Raw genomic sequence first — 19,601 nt, forward strand, 5'->3', positions numbered from 1 at the left:
CCGCCGCACCGATCTCATCGGGAGTATCCATGCGTCACACACTTCCGTCGCTGTTCGAAGCCGCCGCCGATGCCGGGGGTGCGCAACCGGCGGTCTTCGTGGACGGCGGCTACCGGTCCTGGGCGCAGTGGCGCGCCGAGGCCCATGCGCTGGCGCGTGGATTGCAGGATCTCGGCATCGGTCAAGGCGACGTGGTCGCCGTGCACCTGCCCAACTGCTGGGAGTTCCTCACCGTTCATGTCGCCGTCGCCGCCGCGGGCGCGACCATGCTTCCGCTGCACATGGGCCTCGGGGCCAACGAACTGCGCTCGCTGCTCGCCAGGACTCGGGCAGCCACCTTGGTCGGCACCGCCGATCGCATGCACGGACTGCTCGCCGAGCTACGTGCGGGCTCCCCGGCGCTGAGGCACGTGCTGGTTGTCGGGGACGCGGACTTCGCACCGAATGATGTTCTGGCACTGGAGGATATGGCGCGACGGTGGGCGGGGACGACCCCGCTGCCGGTGCAGGTCGGCCCGGACGACCCCTTCGTGCTGCTCCCGTCGTCCGGTACGACCTCGTTGCGCCAGAAGATCTGTGTGCATACCCATGACGCCCTCATATCGAATGCCGTCGCGGTGGCTGCCGACGGTCGTGCTCGCGGTACCGACACGATCATCAGCGCCAGCCTCTTCACCCATCTGTTCGGGCTGCTCTCGGTGCACGTCAGCCTCGTGACCCGCGGGCGCCAGGCCTTGCTGCGCGGCTGGGACGTGCGGGAATTGCTGCGGCTGGCAGCCGCGAGCAAGGCAGGGGTGCTCTACGCAGTTCCGGCGCAGATCCGAGACATCGTGTCCCAGCTGGGCGCGTCCGGCGACGACGGTGGGATTCGGCTGACGGAGGTGCGGGCCAGTGGCGCGGCCATCCCCGCCACGCTCGTCGAAGACGCCCGGCGGCTGCTCGGTGCACGCGTGATTTCGCACTGGGGCATGTCCGAGGTGGGTGCCGGCCTATACACGCGGCCCGATGATCCCCTGAATGCGGCGACCAGCGGGGTCGGCCGTCCGGTATCCGGTGGCCAGGTTCGGGTCGTCGACGAAGGCGGAAATCCCTGCGGTACAGGCGAAACCGGGGAGCTCCAATTCCGTGGCCCCTCGATGTTCACCGAATATTTCGAGGAACCGGAACTGACGAGGAACGCGCTGACCGTCGACGGATGGTTGCGCACCGGAGACCGTGCCGTCCTGAACGAGGACGGCACGGTCGCGTTCCGCGGCCGGGACGCCGAAGTGATCAACGTCGGTGGTGTGAAGTTCAGCGCGTCCGAGATCGAGATGCTGCTCGATGACCTGCCGGGGCCGCGGCTGCTCGCCGTGGTCGGGCGCCCGGACGACCGTCTCGGCGAATACCCCTGTCTCGTAGTGACTTTGCGCGCGGGCGCGGCGCTCACGTTGCGTGAGGTCACCGCGCATCTGGCGGCCAAAGGTGTTGCGGAGTACAAGATTCCGGCCGAGCTGATCGTGCAGGAGGAGATACCGTGCACGCCGACCGGCAAGATCGCCAGGCGCAGACTCGCCGCGATGCTGGACGGTGATGTTTCACGCGCGCAGTCGGTCTGGGTGCGCCGCATGCTGGCGTTACCGCCGTCCGAACGGCTGCGGCACGCCCTCGACCTGGTTCGTGAACAGGTGCGTGTGGTGCTGGGAGATCCCGGATCGATCGGGCCCGACCAGGTTTTCACCGATTTCGGCATGAAGTCCCTGACCGCGGTGCGATTGCGTGCCGCCGTGTCCGAGGCCACCGGATTCGCCCTGCCCGCGACCACCGCCTACGACCTACCGACCCCGAACCTGCTCGCTCGGCACCTCTGTGAGCTACTGGTCGAAAAGTCGCCGGTCGGCACCCCGGCCACCTCGAACCACGCACGACCGGCCGCCCAGGACCCGGTGGTCGTCGTGGGCATGGGATGTCGGTTGCCCGGCGACACGACGTCTCCCGATGAGTTCTGGGAACTGCTGGTGGCGGGACGGGAGACACTCGCCGAGTTCCCCAGCGATCGCGGCTGGGTTTTCGACCCGGACGCCACCTTCACCCGGCGGGGCAGCTTTCTGCGCGACGCTGCCTGGTTCGACCCCGCCTTCTTCGGGATCTCACCGCGCGAAGCCATGACTATGGACCCGCAGCAACGACTCCTGCTGGAAACGACATGGGAGGCACTGGAACACGCCGGGATCGACCCGAACTCGTTGCGGGACACCGAGACCGGTGTCTTCGTCGGTGCCATGGCCTCGGACTACCTGCCACGCACCTATGAGTCGGTCACGAATTCCGACGTGGGTGCGATGACCGGCAATGCAGGCGGCGTCGCCTCCGGCCGGATCTCCTATGTGCTCGGGCTACGCGGCCCGGCGCTCACCGTCGACACGGCATGCTCCTCCTCCCTCGTCGCGCTCCATCTCGCGGCCCGATCGCTGCGGGCCGGGGAATGCTCGATGGCGTTGGTCGGCGGTGCGACGGTGATGTCGACGCAGGCCACGTTCGCGGAGTTCGCTCGACAGGGCGCCCTCGCGGCCGACGGGAGATGCAAGTCCTTCGCCGCCGCGGCCGACGGGACGGGCTGGGGTGAAGCGGTCGGCGTCCTCGTCCTCGAACGGCTCTCCGACGCGCGCCGGGCCGGCCATCGCGTGCTCGGCGTCATCCGCGGCAGCGCCGTGAACTCCGACGGCACCTCCAATGGGTTGACCGCGCCGAACGGCCATGCGCAGCAACGAGTTATCCGTCGGGCACTGGCCGATGCCGAGCTGGATCCGTCCGATGTAGACGCGGTCGAAGCGCACGGCACCGGCACCACGCTCGGTGACCCGATCGAAGCGCAGGCGATCCTGGCGACGTATGGGCAGGACCGCGAGCGGCCGCTGCTGCTCGGTTCGATGAAATCGAACCTCGGGCACGCACAGGCCGCCGCAGGCATTGTCGGCACGATCAAGATGATCCTGGCAATGCGCAACGGCCTGGTGCCCAAGACATTGCACGTGGACGAGCCCTCCCCGCACGTGGACTGGGCGGCCGGCGCGGTACGCCTCGTCATCGACGCGGCGCCGTGGCCGGAGACCGGAAGACCGCGCCGCGCGGGCGTTTCCGCATTCGGGATCAGCGGCACGAACGCACACGTCATCCTCGAACAAGCTCCGTCCGAACGGGACGGGCAGGGACGCGACGGCGCCGAAGGGGACGGGCCCGGATGGGGTGGCGCCGAGGGGGACGGCCCCGGAGGGAGTGACACCGGACAGCGCGGCACTGGACGCGGCGACCGTGATCTGAGTGGCGCTGGACAGCGCGAGCCGGACTCGGACAGCACCGGACAGGGTGCCACCGGACGGGACGATCGTGGACATCATGGCATCGAGCGGGACAGCAGAACGGATGATCGCTTCGCGTGCCCGCCGAAGCCGGTTGTGCCGCTGGTCTTCTCGGCATCGACAACAGCGGCTCTGGCAGCTCTGGCGGGACGGCTCGATGCCCTCCTGAGCGCAGGCGCGGTACCAACGGATGTCGGCTACTCCCTGACCACGACCCGCGCGACGTTCGAGCATCGGGCGGTCGTGCTCGACGCCGATCGTGACGACCTGGCCGCGCTGATGTCGGGGATACCCGGGCCCGCGGTCACGGGGCATGCCGACCTCAGCGGGGGAGCGGTGTTCGTTTTCCCGGGGCACGGGGCCCAATGGGCCGGGATGGGGGCCGAACTGCTCGGTTCGGCCCCGGTCTTCGCGGCCGCGATGGCCGAGTGCGAGGACGTGCTGTCGGAGTTCGTCGACTGGTCGTTGACCGAGGTCATCGCCGATGAATCAGCCTTGCGCCGAACCGAAGTCGTGCAACCGGTGCTGTTCGCAGTCACGGTTTCGCTGGCCCGGCTGTGGCAGCACCACGGCGTCGAGCCTGCCGCCGTGATCGGTCATTCTCAGGGCGAGATCGCCGCCGCGCACATCGCAGGCGTCCTGTCCTTGCGTGACGCGATCCGAGCCGTCGTCCGCCGTGGCGAACTGTGCACCGAGTTGAGCGGCATGATGTTGTCGGTCGGATCGGTCGAGGACGTCGAGAACTATCTTGCCGCTTACCCGGCGGTGAGCATCGCCGCGCGCAACAGTCTCTCCTCGACCGTGCTGGCGGGAGATGCCGAATCTCTCACCGCACTGGCGAAGGATTACCGCGATGCGGGCAAGCCGGCCCACGTTGTGCCGATCGGCTACGCGTCGCACTCGGCGTATGTCGAGCCCATCCGTGACCGGCTGCTGGCAGACCTGGCCGAACTGAGCCCGCAGCAGGCGCACATTCCCTGGTATTCGACGGTTACCGGCCAACCGATGACCGGCCGCGATGCCGACGCAGGCTACTGGTACGACAACCTGCGCCGCCCGGTGCAATTCGCCGCGACCGTGGAATCGCTTGCGGCCGCGGGGTTCAACCATTTCATCGAGGTCGGGCCCCACCCGGTGCTGACCACCGCGATGCAGGAGACAGTCGGCGAGGGCGGCCTGGCAGTCGGTACCTTACGTCGCGGCCATGGCGGCCTGCGCCGGTTCGCCGGTTCACTCGCTCAGGCGTATGTCCGTGGGCTGCCGGTCGATTGGACGAGATTCTTCGACGGCAGCGATGCTCGACGCATCGACCTGCCCACCTATCCGTTCCAGCGTGGTCACTACTGGGTCGGTCGAACAAGACAGTCGAGCGCGGCCGGGCTCGGCCAACAGGACATCACGCATCCGCTGGTGGCGGCACTCGTTGAGCACCCCGGCCGGCAGGGTGTGACCTGCACGGGCCTGATCTCGCTGGCCGAGCAGCCCTGGCTGACCGATCATCGGGTGCACGGCGCGGTTGTGGTGCCGGGAACGGCCTTGGTCGAGCTGGCCGTACACCTCGGCCAACGGTTCGGCTGCCACCGGGTCGACGAGCTGGTCATGCCTGCCCCGCTGGTGGTGCCGGAGGACGGCAGCGTCCGACTCCAGGTGCGGATGACAGAAGAAGAGGACAAGCGCGTCGTCGTGGCGGTGCACTCGAGGATCACCGGACAGGAATCCTGGACCGAGCACCTGACCGGTGCGCTCGTGCCGGAAACGGACACCGCGGTATCCGGGTTCGGGTCTGCCACCTGGCCGCCGCAGGGAGCGCAGCGCATCGATGTCGACACCGTGTACGAGTCGCTCGTCGAGGCGGGTGTCGCGCACGGCCCGGCATTCCGTGGGCTGGGTGCACTGTGGCGGCGCGACACCGAACTCTTCGCCGAAGTCCTACTGCCCGAAGACCTTTCGACCGGGTCTTTCCTGTTGCATCCGGCTCTGCTCGACGCGGCGTTGCACCCGATTGCGGTGACGCAGGACCACACCGATACCGCGGTGCAGTGGCCCGGAGCGGGTGCCGCTCGTGGACCGGGCGACCCGGCTCCTGGCCCACGACCAATGCTGCCGTTCGCCTGGCGGGGTGTGAGCCTCTTCGCGACAGGGGCGACGGCGTTGCGAGTGCGGTTGCGTCCCGAGGCCGATCGACAAGGTGGGATCGCCCTGGATATCGCCGACGACCTCGGCAGACCTGTCGCACGAGTGGAGTCGCTGATCTGCCGCCGCACCGACGGCATGCCACCGGGTAGCGCCATCGCGCCGAACACGCTGTTCCGGATCGGCTGGAAGCACGCGGGCCAACGGTCCGGCGACGACCGTGAGCTGCTCGACGTCAGCGCCGTGCCCGACCTCCGAACCGCGCTGAATCTCGTGCTGACCGCTCTACAGCGCAAGGTAGTCGAACAAGCCGGATTGCTCGTGCTGACCAGGAATGCCGTGGCCACGGCGGATTTCGAGGACACCGATCCCGTGCAGGCCGCCGTATGGGGCCTGGTTCGCTCCGCCCAGCGGGAGCATCCCGGCCTGTTCGTCCTCGCCGACACCGACGACCCGGCCGCATTCGAGCGGGCAGTGCCTGTGGGGGAAAACGAGTTCGCGGTTCGCGCCGACTCTGTTCTCGTCCCTCGCCTGATCAGGCAGCGAGCAGTCCGAACACAGATGGCCGCGAATGCCGGCGGCGCTGCGTTGGTGACCGGTATTGCGCTGGTGACCGATGATGCTGCGCTCGTGACCGGCGGCGCTGCGCTCGCTACCGGTGGCGCTGCGTTGGTGACCGATGGTGCTGCGTTGGTGACCGGTGGTGCTGTGCCTGCTACGGGTGGCGCCGCATTGGTGGTCAGTAATCGCGCGCTCCTGCCCGACGGCGCCGCGTTTGTCACCGATGATGCTCTGCTCACGACCGACGGCACCGTCCTCGTGACCGGCGGGACCGGTGGCCTCGGGCGTCGGATGGCCAGGCACCTGGCCGAGCGGCACCGCGTGCGGCATCTGCTGCTGATCTCACGGAGCGGATCCGATGCCCCCGGTGCGCAGGCGCTGCGTGCCGAACTGGCGGATCTCGGTGCCGACGTGCGCATCGTCGCTTGCGACGTGGGCGACCGTGCCGCCCTCGCGGAAGTAGTGGCAGGCATCGATCCACAACACCCGCTGACCGGTGTCGTACACGCGGCGGGGATCGTCGACGACGGGGTGCTCGGTGCGCTGAACGCGGATCGAATCGAGAAGGTGCTGTGGTCGAAAGCCGATGCGGCGCGGCATCTGCACGAGCTCACCCAGGACCTTCCGGTCCGAGTATTCGTCTTGTTCTCCTCGATCGCCGGTCTGCTCGGCAGTCCCGGCCAGGCCAATTATGGTGCCGCGAACGCCTATCTGGACGGATTGGCAGCACATCGCCGGGCGCGGGGTCTCCCCGCGGTTTCGGTGGCCTGGGGTCTGTGGCCGCAGGCTACCGGGATGACGAGCACGCTGACCCCCGCCGATCACGCCAGAATGTCGCGCAACGGCATACTCGCACTCTCCGACGCGGACGGTCTCGCGCTGTTCGATGCCGCACTCACCGCCGGTCCGGCGCTGTTGGCAGCGATGCACGTCGATCTCGCCGCGATCGGCTCGACACCGACGGCGCCGATCTGGCGTGAGCTCGTCCGTCCCGTGCCGGAGTCTTCCGTCCCGGCGACCGGTTCCGTGGCGACTGCTGCCACACCATCGGACTCGCTTCGTCGCCAACTCACCGGACTCGACACCGCCGACCAGGTTCGGCTCATCGAGGATCTGGTCAGGGGGCGCGTCGCGGCCTTGCTCGGCTACCGAAACGCGTCGGCGGTGGCGCTGGATCGCAAGTTCCTGGAGATCGGCTTCGACTCGCTGTCGGCGAAGGAGTTGCACGACGCCGTGAACAAGGCGACCGGCCTCCGCCTACCGCTCATGGCCGTGTTCGACGCAGAGACCCCCGGTGTACTCGCTATGCGAGTGTGGAATGAGCTGATCGGGCCGCCGCGCACAGCGGAGACCGAGCCGGTCGCGACAGTATCGCGGTACGAGGAGTCGGTCCGAGCGGTCGTTCAGCACGCAGTCGCCGCAGGCAACCCGGATGCGGCCTTCAGCGTGATGCGCGCGGCCGCGGACCTGCGGACATCCTTCACCGACAGCGCCGATCGTGGCCCGCTACCTGCGGCAACCACCTTGACCGACGGACCGCACCGCACCCGGCTCATCGCCCTCAGCTCGCCGATGGCCAATGGCGGTGTCCACCAGCATGCCCGGCTCGCCGCGCATTTCCGGGACGCAGTGCGTTTCTCGGCAGTGCCGTTGCCCGGCTTTGCCTCCGGCGAGAAACTGCCTGCTTCCGCTGAAGCCGCTCTCACCGCGGTCGTGGACGGCGTGCTCGGTGCCGCAGCGGACGAGCCCTTCGTACTGCTCGGCTACTCGTCGGGTGGTGCGCTGGCGTATGCCGCCGCGCGTCGCCTGGAACGCAGCCCCGAGGCTCGGCTGGCCGCGCTGGTGATGATCGACACCTTCCCGATCGATGACCCGGCGGTCCCGATCGAGACGATTCTGCGCGAGATGTTCGTGGAGGAGACCGGTATCGCCGGACCCACCGGTGACCGGCTCTCGGCCATGGGCCGCTGGCTCGCGGTGATGTCCGGCATGGACTTCGCCCCGGTCGAGGTACCGGTGTTGTTCGTTCGGGCCACGGAGCCGTTCGCCCCCGGTGCCGGGGACCCGGCCCGCTGGCAGACGCGGCCGTTCCACGACACCCACGATCTTCGGGCCGTGCGATCGGATCATTTCGGTCTGGTCGGCCGGGATTCCGAGCACACTGCGCAGGTCGTCCGCGAATGGCTCGACGAGCGTTTGTGACCGACGGCTGAGGTGCCGGATAACGGATAATCTTCGTACGAAAATGCATCACCGCCGAGAAATACGTGCGGGCTGGTCAGCGCGTTGAGCAACAGGCGCAGTCGGAATTGATCAGAGTTGAGGAACCACGGTTCAGCAACAACCTCGGCAACACGAAGTTGGGGTGACTCGATGTCGAAGCAGCGTAGGGATCCAGCCTCGCCGGCATCGTCGAAGGTCGCGAATCTCACCGCGGCCACCAGCTCATCAGCTGGAGACGCGACCGAACCAAAGCCGAACTCGCGCAGCAGGCACCTAATGCGCTGTAATGCCGCAGAGCGCACGGCCGACGATCGAGATCTAGTGCAGCCCCAGGACATCCGTACATGCCGACTAGCGGCTGCTGAGGCTGACAGATTCTGACCGTCACGAGGTGGTGAGCCGGTAGGTCGTGAGGGGCGCGTCCACTGTCGCCCGCGTCAGATCTATTGAATGGCCGACCGCTGGATCCTGGAATGCAGGCTTGTCCAAGCGACTGCCAGAAGCGCGGCAAGACCGAGGGCGGCAAAGGTCAGTGGCAGGTAGGTGAGGCGGAAGAAGAGGAAGTCCTCGTCGACCATTGCGTGGTCAGTGTCGTCGGGGTCGTAGCGGACCGAGACATGGTCACCCGGATCGATATATCGCGACGCCGATCCGCCGTCGAACCGTACTGTTTTCCCGGATACGGTGGTGAACTCGATGACGGCGGAGGTGCCGGCCGGGCGGCTTCCTTTGGTGTTGTCGCTGAGTTCCCGCCCGTATGCGACCCCGGTGCCGCTCGCGAGTCGCGAGTTCGCCAGGAACAGCGCGTTGTATCCGATTGGAACTGCGGCGAACAGGATTGCTACCACAGCCATCAGTGAGATGGCGAGACCATTGGAGTTGACGTGAGCGGCGAGTGAACGTTGCACGTAGTGTCCTTCCTGGAAACCCCGAGCCTTCCTGGAAGTTCCGCGCCAGTAATCCTACTGGCGGGGCGAGATCAGCCGGTTATAAGCCGTAGCTGCTCGTCCGGAGCGGCAACGCACTGTAATGCTGCGACCCGCGCGTTCGATCAGGGACAAACATTGGCCAGCAGTTGATCTCGCGAACGCACGCTCATGCCGATTTCAGCGCAATCGAGGCGCCGTGAGATGTCAGATGGGTAGGGCACCATGGCGTCTGGTGTGTGGCTTGCCGGCGGGTATGGCCAGCACGCCGGTGCCTTGGACTCGGGTATGCGGACCAAGTGATTCAGGGCTCACCGACAGTCGCCAGGCCACCTCCAGGGACCTGAATTCCCAGCTCCCTGGATCCTTTTGGTCCTGATGAGGCTCGAGAGGTTCGTCGAGGTCGTCGGCCTCATCGGACTCGTCGTCGATGTCACCATCGATCGCTTCATCGTGGGGAGGGGGTGTGAAGTCGGCGAGCCAGGTTTCCAGCCACGCCTTGAACTGCTCTTCTTTGGACTCGCCGGGTGGGATTTCCGGCCGCACGGGGGGACTCCCGTGCCGTGGTCGTGCTCGTTCACCCAGGCTCGGAGGTCCTGGATGCTCGGTTGCCGTCCGGATTCGGCCGCGGGGCCGATCCGCACGCCGCCGTCGATATCGAAGTCGTAGTAGCAGAACCGCACGACCTCGCCGTTGTCGGCGACGCACCATCCGCTCTGGTCCCAACATCCACCATTTTCGGTCTCGAGGTACCAGTGCGCTGTCCCGAAGCGGCGGCTCAACTCCGCGCAGCGGCGGTGTGCGGAAGCGAACTCGGGTTCCTCCTCAACCGCGTTCTCGTCCACCGCGAGCACGCTGCTGTCGGCGAATACCAACGTCCACCCGTCCAGTGCCGGTGTGACGAATACCTGCCCGTAGTCGCCGGTAATGCCGTAGCCGATGTACTCGGGCAACGGCTGCCACGGGCCGTTCAGCTGCCAGGGCGCGAATCCCATGCGCATCGTCGCGGGAACCGGGTCGCGAAGATCGAACGCGGCCAGCACCGCCGCCTGGTCGGTCGTCGGCAACGCGTACCACTCGCCCTGCGGGATCATCGGCTGCGGCACTTCGGTGAGCTGCTTGACCCGAATCAGGCGTTGGAGCAACACTCGGTCCGCCGTATCCAGCTCGGTCCAATCGAGCTCTGCCAGCGCGCTGATCGCAGCGTGCCGACCCGGCATCCGCGTGCTCCGTAGAGCGCGCAGTACCGGGGCGACGCGGGGGCCGAGTTCGGCCAGGTACCACACCGCGTTCTGCCGCACCCGCTCCAGCGGGCTGCCCAGCAGTGTCAGCAGCATTGCTACCCGTTGATGGAGATCAGCAGACACAGCAGGCGCCGGTAGCACTAAGTCATCGCACTGACCGTCGATGGCGAACCGGGGCGGGTGGTCCCGCCGGGCAGCCCGAGCAACCCGGCAAGCCGATCGAACACAACATCGTTCGGTGCTTCGACCAGCTCGTCGACGAAGGCGTTGAAGGAAATCTTGTTGTCACAAAGCTCTTCGCTCAGCATGTCGGCGCAGTCCGGCCAAGCGTAAGAGAACGCATCGCATCGCATCGCATCACCTCCACCAACACCCTGTCGGTGTAGCCACCCCAGTCGCTTAATCTTTCCAAGCCTTTTCGGCGAACCTCTGGATCCACGTCGGTCACCTCAGCGAACAGCTTGGCTTCAAGAGCGTCAGGCACGGCGACAACGCTACTGCACAAGTACATTCAACAAGAAGGCTCAGAACCTGGACCAGCACAACCTTCCGTTGCGCCCATGCGCAAGTCTCGGCTCGCAGTTCCGCGGCGTCCGCCTGTACTGCGCCGCTCGAAACGGAAACACCCGTGACGGCAGTTCGAATTCGGCGATTTCGGAAACGTTCGCGTTGACGCTCATGCGGTGGTCCTAGTGCTACGAGGGGGCGTTATGGCACGCCAGGCCAGGAGGTGTGTCAGGTTATTGCATGGTCCGCCCGTCCCCAGCTGGCAAATATTCCCATGTCCAGTCGGCGTTGTCCGCATATCTCGGCCGAGGTGAAGTTGACGATGAGTCGCGTACGGTGCCGTGAGCATGGCTCAGGTGCCGTCCGAAACCACCTGGAAACAAGAGCGATCGCACCGAGGATCGGGAATTGCAGCGGTGGTGTACCTGCCTCGGAAATTATTGGTCCTGGCTATCGCCGACCGTTGTGGTGATCCGACATCGCAGTGCGGATCGCAGCGGCGAAGGCATCCGGGGCCTCGATGTGTACCAGGTGGCCCGCATCGGAAATCACCTCGGTGTGGATCGACGGCACGGCAAGGGTGATCCGCTGATGCACCTCATGGAAGAAGACGTCGCTGTTCGCGCCGATCAGGAAGGTGATGGGAACCTCGATGTCGCTGATCCTGCGGATCGGGAAGTGCTCGAACATCGCACCGAACGGGTGTGGGTCGAGTTCGGCCAAGATGTTGCTCGCGTGGGCACAGATCATGTTCTGTTCGTGCTCGGGCAGCGCCTGGAACGACTCATCTCCAGCGACGAAGCGAAAGAAGATCTCGGCGCTCTTTTCGGGCCTCCCGCGTAGCTGGGCCCATTTGGCCCTTCCGATCATGCGCAGTGAACCGGCCGTCGGATGCCGCAGACCGTGCAGCGGCGGCTCCACCACAATCAGGCGCTGCACCAAATCGGGACGGTCGGCGGTCAGCGCCAGTGCGACATTGGCGCCCGAGCTCCAGCCGACAACCGTGGCCGGTCTCGAGGCCACCCGCTCGAGCATGAATATCGCATCGGCCACGTGGCGGCGGTAGTCGCGCACCGGCGAGTGCGTCGACGCGCCGTAGCCGCGGCGATCGTAGGCGATGACGCGGTGCCCGTCCGCCGCCAAGTCATCGACCGTCCGACCCCAGATCGCGGCCGGTGCGCCGGACCCGTGGATCAGCAGCAACGGTTCTCCGGATCCGCGCACTTCGTAGGAAAGGTCCACCCCTTCATGGGCGAGCAGCATATGCGCCGAGTCCTTTCCGGTCATTTGGCTCGAGGTGGCAGTGGTCTGCGCGACCTCGGATGTGGTGGCAGCGTATTCGGGTTTCCGATCTCCCTATTGCCCCGGCTGGGAAGTCGCTTTCGTGGTGACATGCCTGCATCGAGGCATCGCGGGAGGTCTGCTCTTATGTGACCAGACCTGGGAAGAGCTGCCTGCAAGAAATGGATGACACATTGCTCGAGATATTCGGCGACCTCGATGAGGCGCTGTACGCCGACGGTATTTCGCCTGACGTATTCTCTGCGTGCTCAGGGGGATTCCGCTCGAGTTCCGAGACTGGCTGAGATAAATCTCGGACGCCGTGAAACCCGTCAGCGACAAGGTGTTTTCGGACCATAACATCCGAAAGTTCCGGTCCGTATAGGAACGCGAGCTACTGATCGTCGCTGGAAGTGTTCCGCATCCGCCGCGACTGCGCGTGATCTCGCGCCGGGCACGAACAACTCGAGGGCATCGGGCATCGGGCATCGGGCATCAAGATATCGGGCTGGACGGCCGCCCCGCACAACGCGGCGGCTTCGCCTGCGCGCCATCGGCCGATCCCAGCCATGGCACGTTGGCGGCGGGTTGAGCATGTCGAGAGCGGACTCGGTCAACTCCGTGATGCCCTTGTCGTTCGGGACGGGGACCGGGGACGCCAGCTCCGGCCTCGTCTCGCTGTCGGCTGGGCTTGTAGAGGTACTTCTTCGCAACCATCAAGTGGGCCGCCGACAATACGCTCGGACCGACGCGGTCAACGCGTGGGCTCATACTCCCAGTTCGTCACAGAGGTCGACGTAACGTTCGAGGTAATCGGGTGTCGATCTGTGGTCCGCCAGTCCAGTTGTGTCGAATTCGTCTGATCCCGGTGCAGCGATGATTCCGATCGCGCGTAACGCCTCGTTGATGGTGTTCACCGAGCGGACGGCTCTTCCGTCGTTGGACACAGCTGCCCACTGTTCTCCGACACCTCCGAAGTAGTCGGTGAACACCAAGGCGAACGTGGGATCGGTTCGAGCGGAAAGATCAGCTGCGATCGTTGCGATGACGCCTTCGCTGGGGAAAAGCCCCGGCGCCTGTCGCGGGAGATCGAAACGGTCCGTAACTCCATGTACCGCTTGCCAATACGCGGTGTAGTAATGCGTCAGATGGAACAGTGTCAGGCCGTTGTTCAGCGGCACGGGTACCAGGTCCCACGTGTGGACCGCATCGGTATCGATAGGGCCCGGCAGAATGAGCGCGGTGATGGCATGTGGCACGCCAGCAGCCTATCGGCGTGTCGACACAGCCTCCACCAGCGCCGGACGCCGACGCGCGATGGCGGCCCCTCAACGCACTATTATGCCGCTGGGCGCGCGGTTGGCGAATGTCCGCTGCCGATTTCAGGATGGGTCGAGCTGTCCCTGGCCTGGCTTCTACCGTGGGGCTGTGGCCCAGGCGCGGAACGCGACCACCCACTCCCGCCCTGGGGACGGATAGCGGGCGCGGATTTCTGGGCGCCGAACGCGTCAGGCGGGCCGGTCCGATTCGGCCGCCTCGAGTGCCTCGAGGCTCACGAGCGGCGCCGTCATCGCCACCCCGGGGGCTGCACTGACCTTGTAGCCGTTGGCTATGGCCCAGGCTCTGATCGCGCTGCTTCCGGCGATCTGTTCCGGGCTCGCACGCGGCGTCCAGCGGCCATACCGCACGCTCTCAGCGCTCATCCTGTGTGCGGTGAGAAGCCGCGAGAGCTGTTCGAACTCGGTCGGTGTCACGAAGGCCAGGTAGTAGTTTTGCCCGGAGTCCAGCGACGCCAGGACAGTACCGAGGGCAAAGGCGTGCTCACCGATCTCTTCGAGGAACGCTTGGAGGTAACCGACGCGATCGTCGGGGGCATGTTCGGCGTCGAAGGTGGCGACCCAATCCCAGGGCAGCGCGGTGGGATAGGAGCTCAGCGCTCTCACCTGCTCGCGGACAGACTGGGGATCGGCCTCGCGGGAGATGACCGCCATATCTGCGGTCGGGTCTGGAGATTCGGCGTCGCGAAACGATTCGGCGCCCTCAGGGGTGAGGTGTGCCCGTCGTTGGGCCATGATGGCCCGCACGCGGAACTCGGCATCGGGTTGCTGGCGGGCCCAGTCATGGGAGTAGGCCGCGTTCTGCGAGGTCTGGCGCACTATGCGGTCCGGTTCGGGCGGGGCGGGCCAGAACTGTAGGAGGTAACGGTCCTGTAGTGGCTCATCGTCGAGTCTGACGTCCTTCTCTCGTGCCTGGTCCATGCCCTGCGCGCAGTACCGCACCCGGTAGTCGAGCCCTTCTTTCAAGTCCAGTTCCCAGGAAGCCTCACCAGCCCACTGCAACAGGAAACTCTGCTCCGAGAGCGGGTAGAAGGAGACCTCCACGACCTCTTCCCATGCCGGATCCAGTGCGGGAGCCTGACTACGCACTTCGACGGTGAAGCCGACGTTGCCGGTGTGCAAACCGGTGCTCAGGAAAAGTGCGCCGGGTACCGCGGCGCCGCACAGTCCTGAGTTCTGTCCGGCGAACGCCTCGTGCATTCGCGGGCTGTGGCCGCATGGGTCACTCACGACGTAGATCTGGCCGTAGGAGACACTCACTTCGCCATCGAGTCTGAACACTTCTCACACCATCCCAACAGGCGAGAGCCCACCATCGCCCGGCAGCGAGGCCCCAGAGGACGAGGGGGCGTTCATCTCGCCAGGGTCGGTGCCGACCAGCTCGAGGGCGAAGGGGGCGACAGGAGTGTGGTGCGGTCTGGTTCGGGAACGGGTCATGCACGGCAGCGTAGAGAAGCCCACTGACACGGGGCTCCCGAACTTCGCGGCATGAACATTCTGAAGCGGTTCACAGAATGCGGCATTTGCTCGGCGCGCATCGGCGGCCGCCGATGCCGAACGAGAACTGGGCTGATGCGCTGCGCAAGCACTCTGAGTCTCGGCTTCGAACGCACTGTATTGCCGCGAGGCGCGCTGCCCGGATCGGCCACATGGTCATCCCTGAAGGTCAACGGGCCGAGATGATCTCGGCCCGCCGAACGCACTGATCTGGCGAAGAGCGTGCGTGCATGGCGTCCGCCGACGAGTGTGCAGCATGTCGGTACCGGCAGACACAATGGCGGACATGGAAAACGGTGATGACAAGGACGCGGCCCAGCCCTCCCCGGCTGTGAACAGATGGACGGTGGGTCTGACCTGCGCCGCGATCGTCGCGACCGGCTACCTCATCGCCTGGCTGGTGCACGAGCCGGAGCCGTCGGGGCCCACGGCTCGGGCCGAAAATTCCTATGTCACTCCGCCGGTCGCGTTTCCGGTGCAGATCCCGGGTTGCGATGTCGTGGAACCTCCGCGGGAAGGGCAATCGTTCGGGATGATGTTCTCCGTCACGGATAGATACGATAATCCGTCCTATCCGTGGTTCTCCGGTCCCAAGGCGGGCGCGATGACGCAGGCGCTGCAGGATGCGCTGCCCGGTGATGTCGAGATCGCCTTCGCCCCGGTAACGCGCTCGCTGGTGTTCCAGCCGATCCTCGGCGATGCCACGCAGAACAAGGGATTCGGCGGTTGGACCAGGGCGAACGCCACGCTGCTGCGCGGTGACCGAGAGGGCGCGCTGTCGGTGACCGTGCGCCAAGCCACCAAGCCGATTCCACCGTGCGTCGCCGGCGAACTCGACGAACGGCGCCACCTTCCCGATGGCACGATCGTCGATACCGATGACACCTGGTATGAGATCGAGGGGGTTCGCACCCTTACGCGCGACGCCACCGCTTATCTGCCCGACGGATCCGTCGCCCACGCGAACGCCACCGATCAAGCCGCTGAGGGCAGCGGCGGTCCCCGGGCCGTCCCCTTGGCCATCGATGAACTCGTCGCGCTCGTGACCGATCCCGAACTACGCATCAGCGCGCCGGTTCCGCCCGGAACGTCGAGCCCGCCCGAGGTCTGCCTGCCCTTCTCGAAATCCGGCGCGGTGATCGATCAGGCCCAGGCTCGTCGATGGGGTGCGGTGCTGGCGCAGATCCCGCTCGACGGTGTGACTCTGGACCGGCCATTGGGGGCGCTGCTGCAAGGAGAGAGGGGCGGCGGCGTGTGCCAGGCGGTTCAAGTAACCACGCCCGGCCGGCAATCACGGTTGGCCATCGTGATCAGCACCGAGCAACCCCTGCCGCAGGAACCCGATACTTCCTCTTACGGCGGCGCGAGGCGGCGGCTGCCGGACGGGACTGTGGTCGAGACCCACGAAGAGCGAAGTGCGGCGCTGGCGTCCACGCCGCGAACTGACCGTACGGTCACCGTCACCCGCCCGTCCGGGACACAGATCGAAATCTCCTTCGCCGACGCCCCCGCCGAGCTTCTGCCGTTAGCGCTGCTCGAGGAGATCGCCCTGAATCCGGGACTCGACGTGTCGTGATGAGAACGATCCGTGCTGACTTCAGTCAGCGCAAGTGAGCGATAATGCCGCGACCAGTGTGCAACCGCCTGTCTTCTCGGCATCGTGGGGCATGGTTGCCTCATCGGATATCGACGTCACCTTCGCCGGTGACGATCTCGTGCTGCGGCTGGCCTGCGCGGCCTATCTGGCTCGATTCACCGGGAGCTCTCGTACACACTGCGGATCCGACCTACGCCTGTACTTCCGCTGGTGCACCGAACATCACCTCCTGCCGCTGACGGTGGTTCGGGCCGAGATCGAACGATACGTGCGGTGGATGCAGGAGACCCGCCGGTACAAACCGGCCACCGTCGCCCGCCGCACCGCGGTGGTGACCGGGTTCTACCGCACCTGCGTCATCGACGGCGTCATGGATCACTCGCCTGCCGAGTACGTCCGCCGTCCACGGGTATCGAACGAGTCACCGACACTGGGACTCTCACACCTGCAGTTCGAAGCGCTGCTCACCACAGCCCGCGATTCAGCCAACCGGTTCGACTTCGCACTGGTGGCGATGCTCGGGCTTCTCGGGTTGAGGATCTTCGAGGCGTGCAAGTCCGACGCCGACGATATCGGCGAGGAACACGGCCACCGCGTGCTTCGGGTGGTCGGCAAAGGTTCGAAGGTCGCGCTCATCCCGCTACCTCCGGCCGTCGGACGGGCGATCGACCGCGCTGCTGGAGACCGTGACCACGGGCCGATCCTGCTCAACACCCGAGGACGGCGCATGGATCGTCATTGCGCCACAAGACGGCTGCGGCACCTGGCCCAGGATTCAGCGATGCGGCTGCCACGGATGCACCCGCACATGCTGCGCCACACCTTCGTCACCACCATGCTCGACGCCGGAGTGGACCTCCGCGGTTCAGATCGCTGCCCGCCATGCCGACCCGCGCACCACGATGCGCTACGACCGTGCTCGGACCAATCTCGACCGGCATCCGAATTACATTCTGGCCGCCTACATGGCCTCGGGCACATAACAACAACTCAACGCACACTCATAGCCGAGTTGAGTGCGTTCGTTCGAAGGCAAAGGCCTGTCGAGTCGGATCGAATCACCAGGTTGGCCTGCACCTGTTCGAGCGGATATTGCAGGTGGAGCGGGTGCCCGTATATGTTGGCGCAGTGATCTTCTCTTATGGAAAGGGCGCCGTGCGCCCCTGCCGGTGATCCCCGGCAAGTGGCTGGTTTCCGGCGATACGGATGACCAGGCCACTCTTCTTGTTCACCCACTCAGCCTCAGCGCCTTGCACGGCTCAGGACCATGGCCCCGGCACTACTCCGATGCGCTCCCGGTGCTGGTCCGATTCGCCGAGTTGCTCGCGACCATGGCTCCAACCATCACCCGCATCCGTTGCGTGCAAACCATCACGAGGTTGCTGAAAGATCCACCCCCGGAACTGGATTGGCCATCCGGCGAGGTCGCCCGTCTGGCCAGGAATTACTCGGCGCTGTTCGTGCGCACCCAATGGTCCGATGAGGTCGAGGCCAGACTTGCCGAACCGGATGGTGAATTCGGTTTCAACCGATACACGCACCGCTACCACCCCGCCCGCATCCTCATCGACGAGCTGCACGAAGCCGCGGCCCCGTACCGATCCACCAGCGAGACCGGATTTCACCATGGCCATCAATAAGATCCAGTTCGACAGACAAGTCCAGTTCCCCCGCCCACGCCGCTGGCTCCTCGCCGGAATCCTTCCGATCATGCGACGTGACCGGGTCATCCCACGTATCGACGGCGTGCCACTCACCGATCTGATCGACAGATTCGAGCTCGACGCGGGTATGCAGCCCGCAGGTGGGGCATACGGTGGCCTCATCCCGGCGCACTCTCGGTCCCTGCGGATGGACGACCACTTCCACGGAAGGTCCACCATGGCAACGGGATCGAAGACACCCGTGCTCGTATGTGAATGCGGTGAGTGGGGCTGCTGGCCACTCCTGGCCGAGATCACCGTCACCGACGACCTCGTGATCTGGGATTGCTCCGAACAACCAGGTCGCCGAACACGCGACTATGGCGCGTTCGGTCCATTCCGGTTCGACCGCAACCAATACGACGACGCTCTGCGGGACCTGAGTAGGCCAATCAGCTCAGGGATCGCGTGAACACGATTCGCCGCATGTCTCGCTGCTCGCATCTCGCAACGCACTCACATGCCGCGGGGCGCGCGTTCTCGAACGTCCGCAACTGCCGAATACGGGACGTTTGTCCGTAGCAATCCTTTGCTACACGTGGTACTTCGGGGTCTTGGTAGTAATCGCCGAAAATCCAACGAAGTTCGGGCAGCCAACCGGAGTCATCCCATCCGGCTGGTGAACTGGTTCAGGTCGAAATAGTCCCGCCAGGCGCTGATCCTGCCGTCCCTGACCTCGAAGGTTCCCATGACCTGGAGCTCGAAGGACCTGTCGGGGATCGTGAAGACGTCCACCCGCTCGGTCATCACGACCGGTCCATTGGCTGCGATGTTGATGATGCGGAAGTCGATGCCCATGATGCCTGGCGGGCCAGGGCGAATGAACGAGGCGATGTTGTCGGCGATCGCTTCCCTGCCGGTGACCGGTGCCATCGGGATGTTGTGGTAGACGGCGTCGTCTGTGAGGAATGCGGCGAGCTCGCTGACTCCGGCGTCGTCGGACCACGCCGCGCAGAACCTGCGCACCACCTCGATCGGGCTCTCCATCGGGCTCCCTCCTGCGCAATGATCAGATCATATGTCACGCCCTCCCCGCCTCCATTGCCCCAACTGCCGAACGCACTGAAATGCCGCGGAGCGTGCGCAACCGGCGGTCGAGACTCACTGCGGCCCAGGACATCCGCTTCTGCCGAATACCGGATAGGGCTGTACGGCTGGTTCGGCTGCTGGCCTGCGGCCCTAGCGCGCGGGGTTCCAGGCCTTATGCACAAACTCCAGGCGGTTGCCATCGAAGTCGGCAACATTGGCGGCGTA

The 19,601-nt window shown here is 65.7% G+C and carries 13 protein-coding genes; 5 read left to right on the forward strand and 8 right to left on the reverse strand.

Features of this window, described 5'->3' with window-relative positions; genetic code table 11:
- Positions 1 to 29: 29 nt before the first annotated feature.
- Complete coding sequence (locus ACLMAL_RS23855; protein ID WP_412001107.1) at positions 30 to 8,234, forward strand: SDR family NAD(P)-dependent oxidoreductase; 8,205 nt, start codon at positions 30 to 32, stop codon at positions 8,232 to 8,234.
- A 464-nt stretch (positions 8,235 to 8,698) separates the two neighbouring features.
- On the opposite strand, the gene ACLMAL_RS23860 is transcribed toward ACLMAL_RS23855, so the two are convergent.
- The 7 genes from ACLMAL_RS23860 to ACLMAL_RS23890 all read right to left on the reverse strand — a co-directional run bounded on the left by ACLMAL_RS23860 (position 8,699) and on the right by ACLMAL_RS23890 (position 14,987).
- Positions 8,699 to 9,163, reverse strand: coding sequence for a DUF3592 domain-containing protein (locus tag ACLMAL_RS23860; protein ID WP_412001108.1), 465 nt, complete (start codon positions 9,161 to 9,163; stop codon positions 8,699 to 8,701).
- 329 nt (positions 9,164 to 9,492) lie between these two features.
- Entirely contained in the window at positions 9,493 to 10,548 is a 1,056-nt protein-coding gene (locus ACLMAL_RS23865; protein ID WP_412001109.1) for a HEAT repeat domain-containing protein, read from the reverse strand.
- A gap of 17 nt (positions 10,549 to 10,565) precedes the next feature.
- Positions 10,566 to 10,778, reverse strand: coding sequence for a hypothetical protein (locus ACLMAL_RS23870; RefSeq protein WP_412001110.1), 213 nt, complete (start codon positions 10,776 to 10,778; stop codon positions 10,566 to 10,568).
- Between the two features lie 604 nt (positions 10,779 to 11,382).
- On the reverse strand, positions 11,383 to 12,219 hold the full coding sequence (locus ACLMAL_RS23875; RefSeq protein ID WP_412001111.1) for an alpha/beta fold hydrolase: 837 nt from the start codon (positions 12,217 to 12,219) through the stop codon (positions 11,383 to 11,385).
- A 761-nt stretch (positions 12,220 to 12,980) separates the two neighbouring features.
- Entirely contained in the window at positions 12,981 to 13,472 is a 492-nt protein-coding gene (locus ACLMAL_RS23880) for a hypothetical protein (protein WP_412001112.1), read from the reverse strand.
- A gap of 249 nt (positions 13,473 to 13,721) precedes the next feature.
- Positions 13,722 to 14,831: a hypothetical protein gene (locus ACLMAL_RS23885; RefSeq protein ID WP_412001113.1), complete on the reverse strand. Its 1,110-nt coding sequence runs from the start codon at positions 14,829 to 14,831 to the stop codon at positions 13,722 to 13,724.
- Between the two features lie 3 nt (positions 14,832 to 14,834).
- Complete coding sequence (locus ACLMAL_RS23890) at positions 14,835 to 14,987, reverse strand: hypothetical protein (protein WP_412001114.1); 153 nt, start codon at positions 14,985 to 14,987, stop codon at positions 14,835 to 14,837.
- A gap of 346 nt (positions 14,988 to 15,333) precedes the next feature.
- Between ACLMAL_RS23890 and ACLMAL_RS23895 the strand changes: the two genes are divergently transcribed.
- The 4 genes from ACLMAL_RS23895 (at position 15,334) to ACLMAL_RS23910 (ending at position 18,759) form a co-directional block, all read left to right on the forward strand.
- Complete coding sequence (locus tag ACLMAL_RS23895) at positions 15,334 to 16,623, forward strand: hypothetical protein (protein ID WP_412001115.1); 1,290 nt, start codon at positions 15,334 to 15,336, stop codon at positions 16,621 to 16,623.
- A 34-nt stretch (positions 16,624 to 16,657) separates the two neighbouring features.
- A complete protein-coding gene (locus ACLMAL_RS23900) occupies positions 16,658 to 17,776 on the forward strand; it encodes a tyrosine-type recombinase/integrase (RefSeq protein ID WP_412001116.1) in 1,119 nt (372 codons plus the stop codon).
- A 118-nt stretch (positions 17,777 to 17,894) separates the two neighbouring features.
- Complete coding sequence (locus ACLMAL_RS23905; protein WP_412001117.1) at positions 17,895 to 18,284, forward strand: hypothetical protein; 390 nt, start codon at positions 17,895 to 17,897, stop codon at positions 18,282 to 18,284.
- Complete coding sequence (locus ACLMAL_RS23910; protein ID WP_412001118.1) at positions 18,271 to 18,759, forward strand: hypothetical protein; 489 nt, start codon at positions 18,271 to 18,273, stop codon at positions 18,757 to 18,759. The genes ACLMAL_RS23905 and ACLMAL_RS23910 overlap by 14 nt, the downstream gene beginning before the upstream one ends.
- Positions 18,760 to 18,950: 191 nt before the next feature.
- Here ACLMAL_RS23910 and ACLMAL_RS23915 read toward each other — a convergent pair whose 3' ends face one another.
- Positions 18,951 to 19,334: a limonene-1,2-epoxide hydrolase family protein gene (locus tag ACLMAL_RS23915; protein ID WP_328401842.1), complete on the reverse strand. Its 384-nt coding sequence runs from the start codon at positions 19,332 to 19,334 to the stop codon at positions 18,951 to 18,953.
- Between the last annotated feature and the right edge of the window lie 267 nt (positions 19,335 to 19,601).

Source organism: Nocardia sp. CWNU-33 (assembly GCF_046764895.1).
In the GTDB taxonomy this organism is placed as follows: domain Bacteria; phylum Actinomycetota; class Actinomycetes; order Mycobacteriales; family Mycobacteriaceae; genus Nocardia.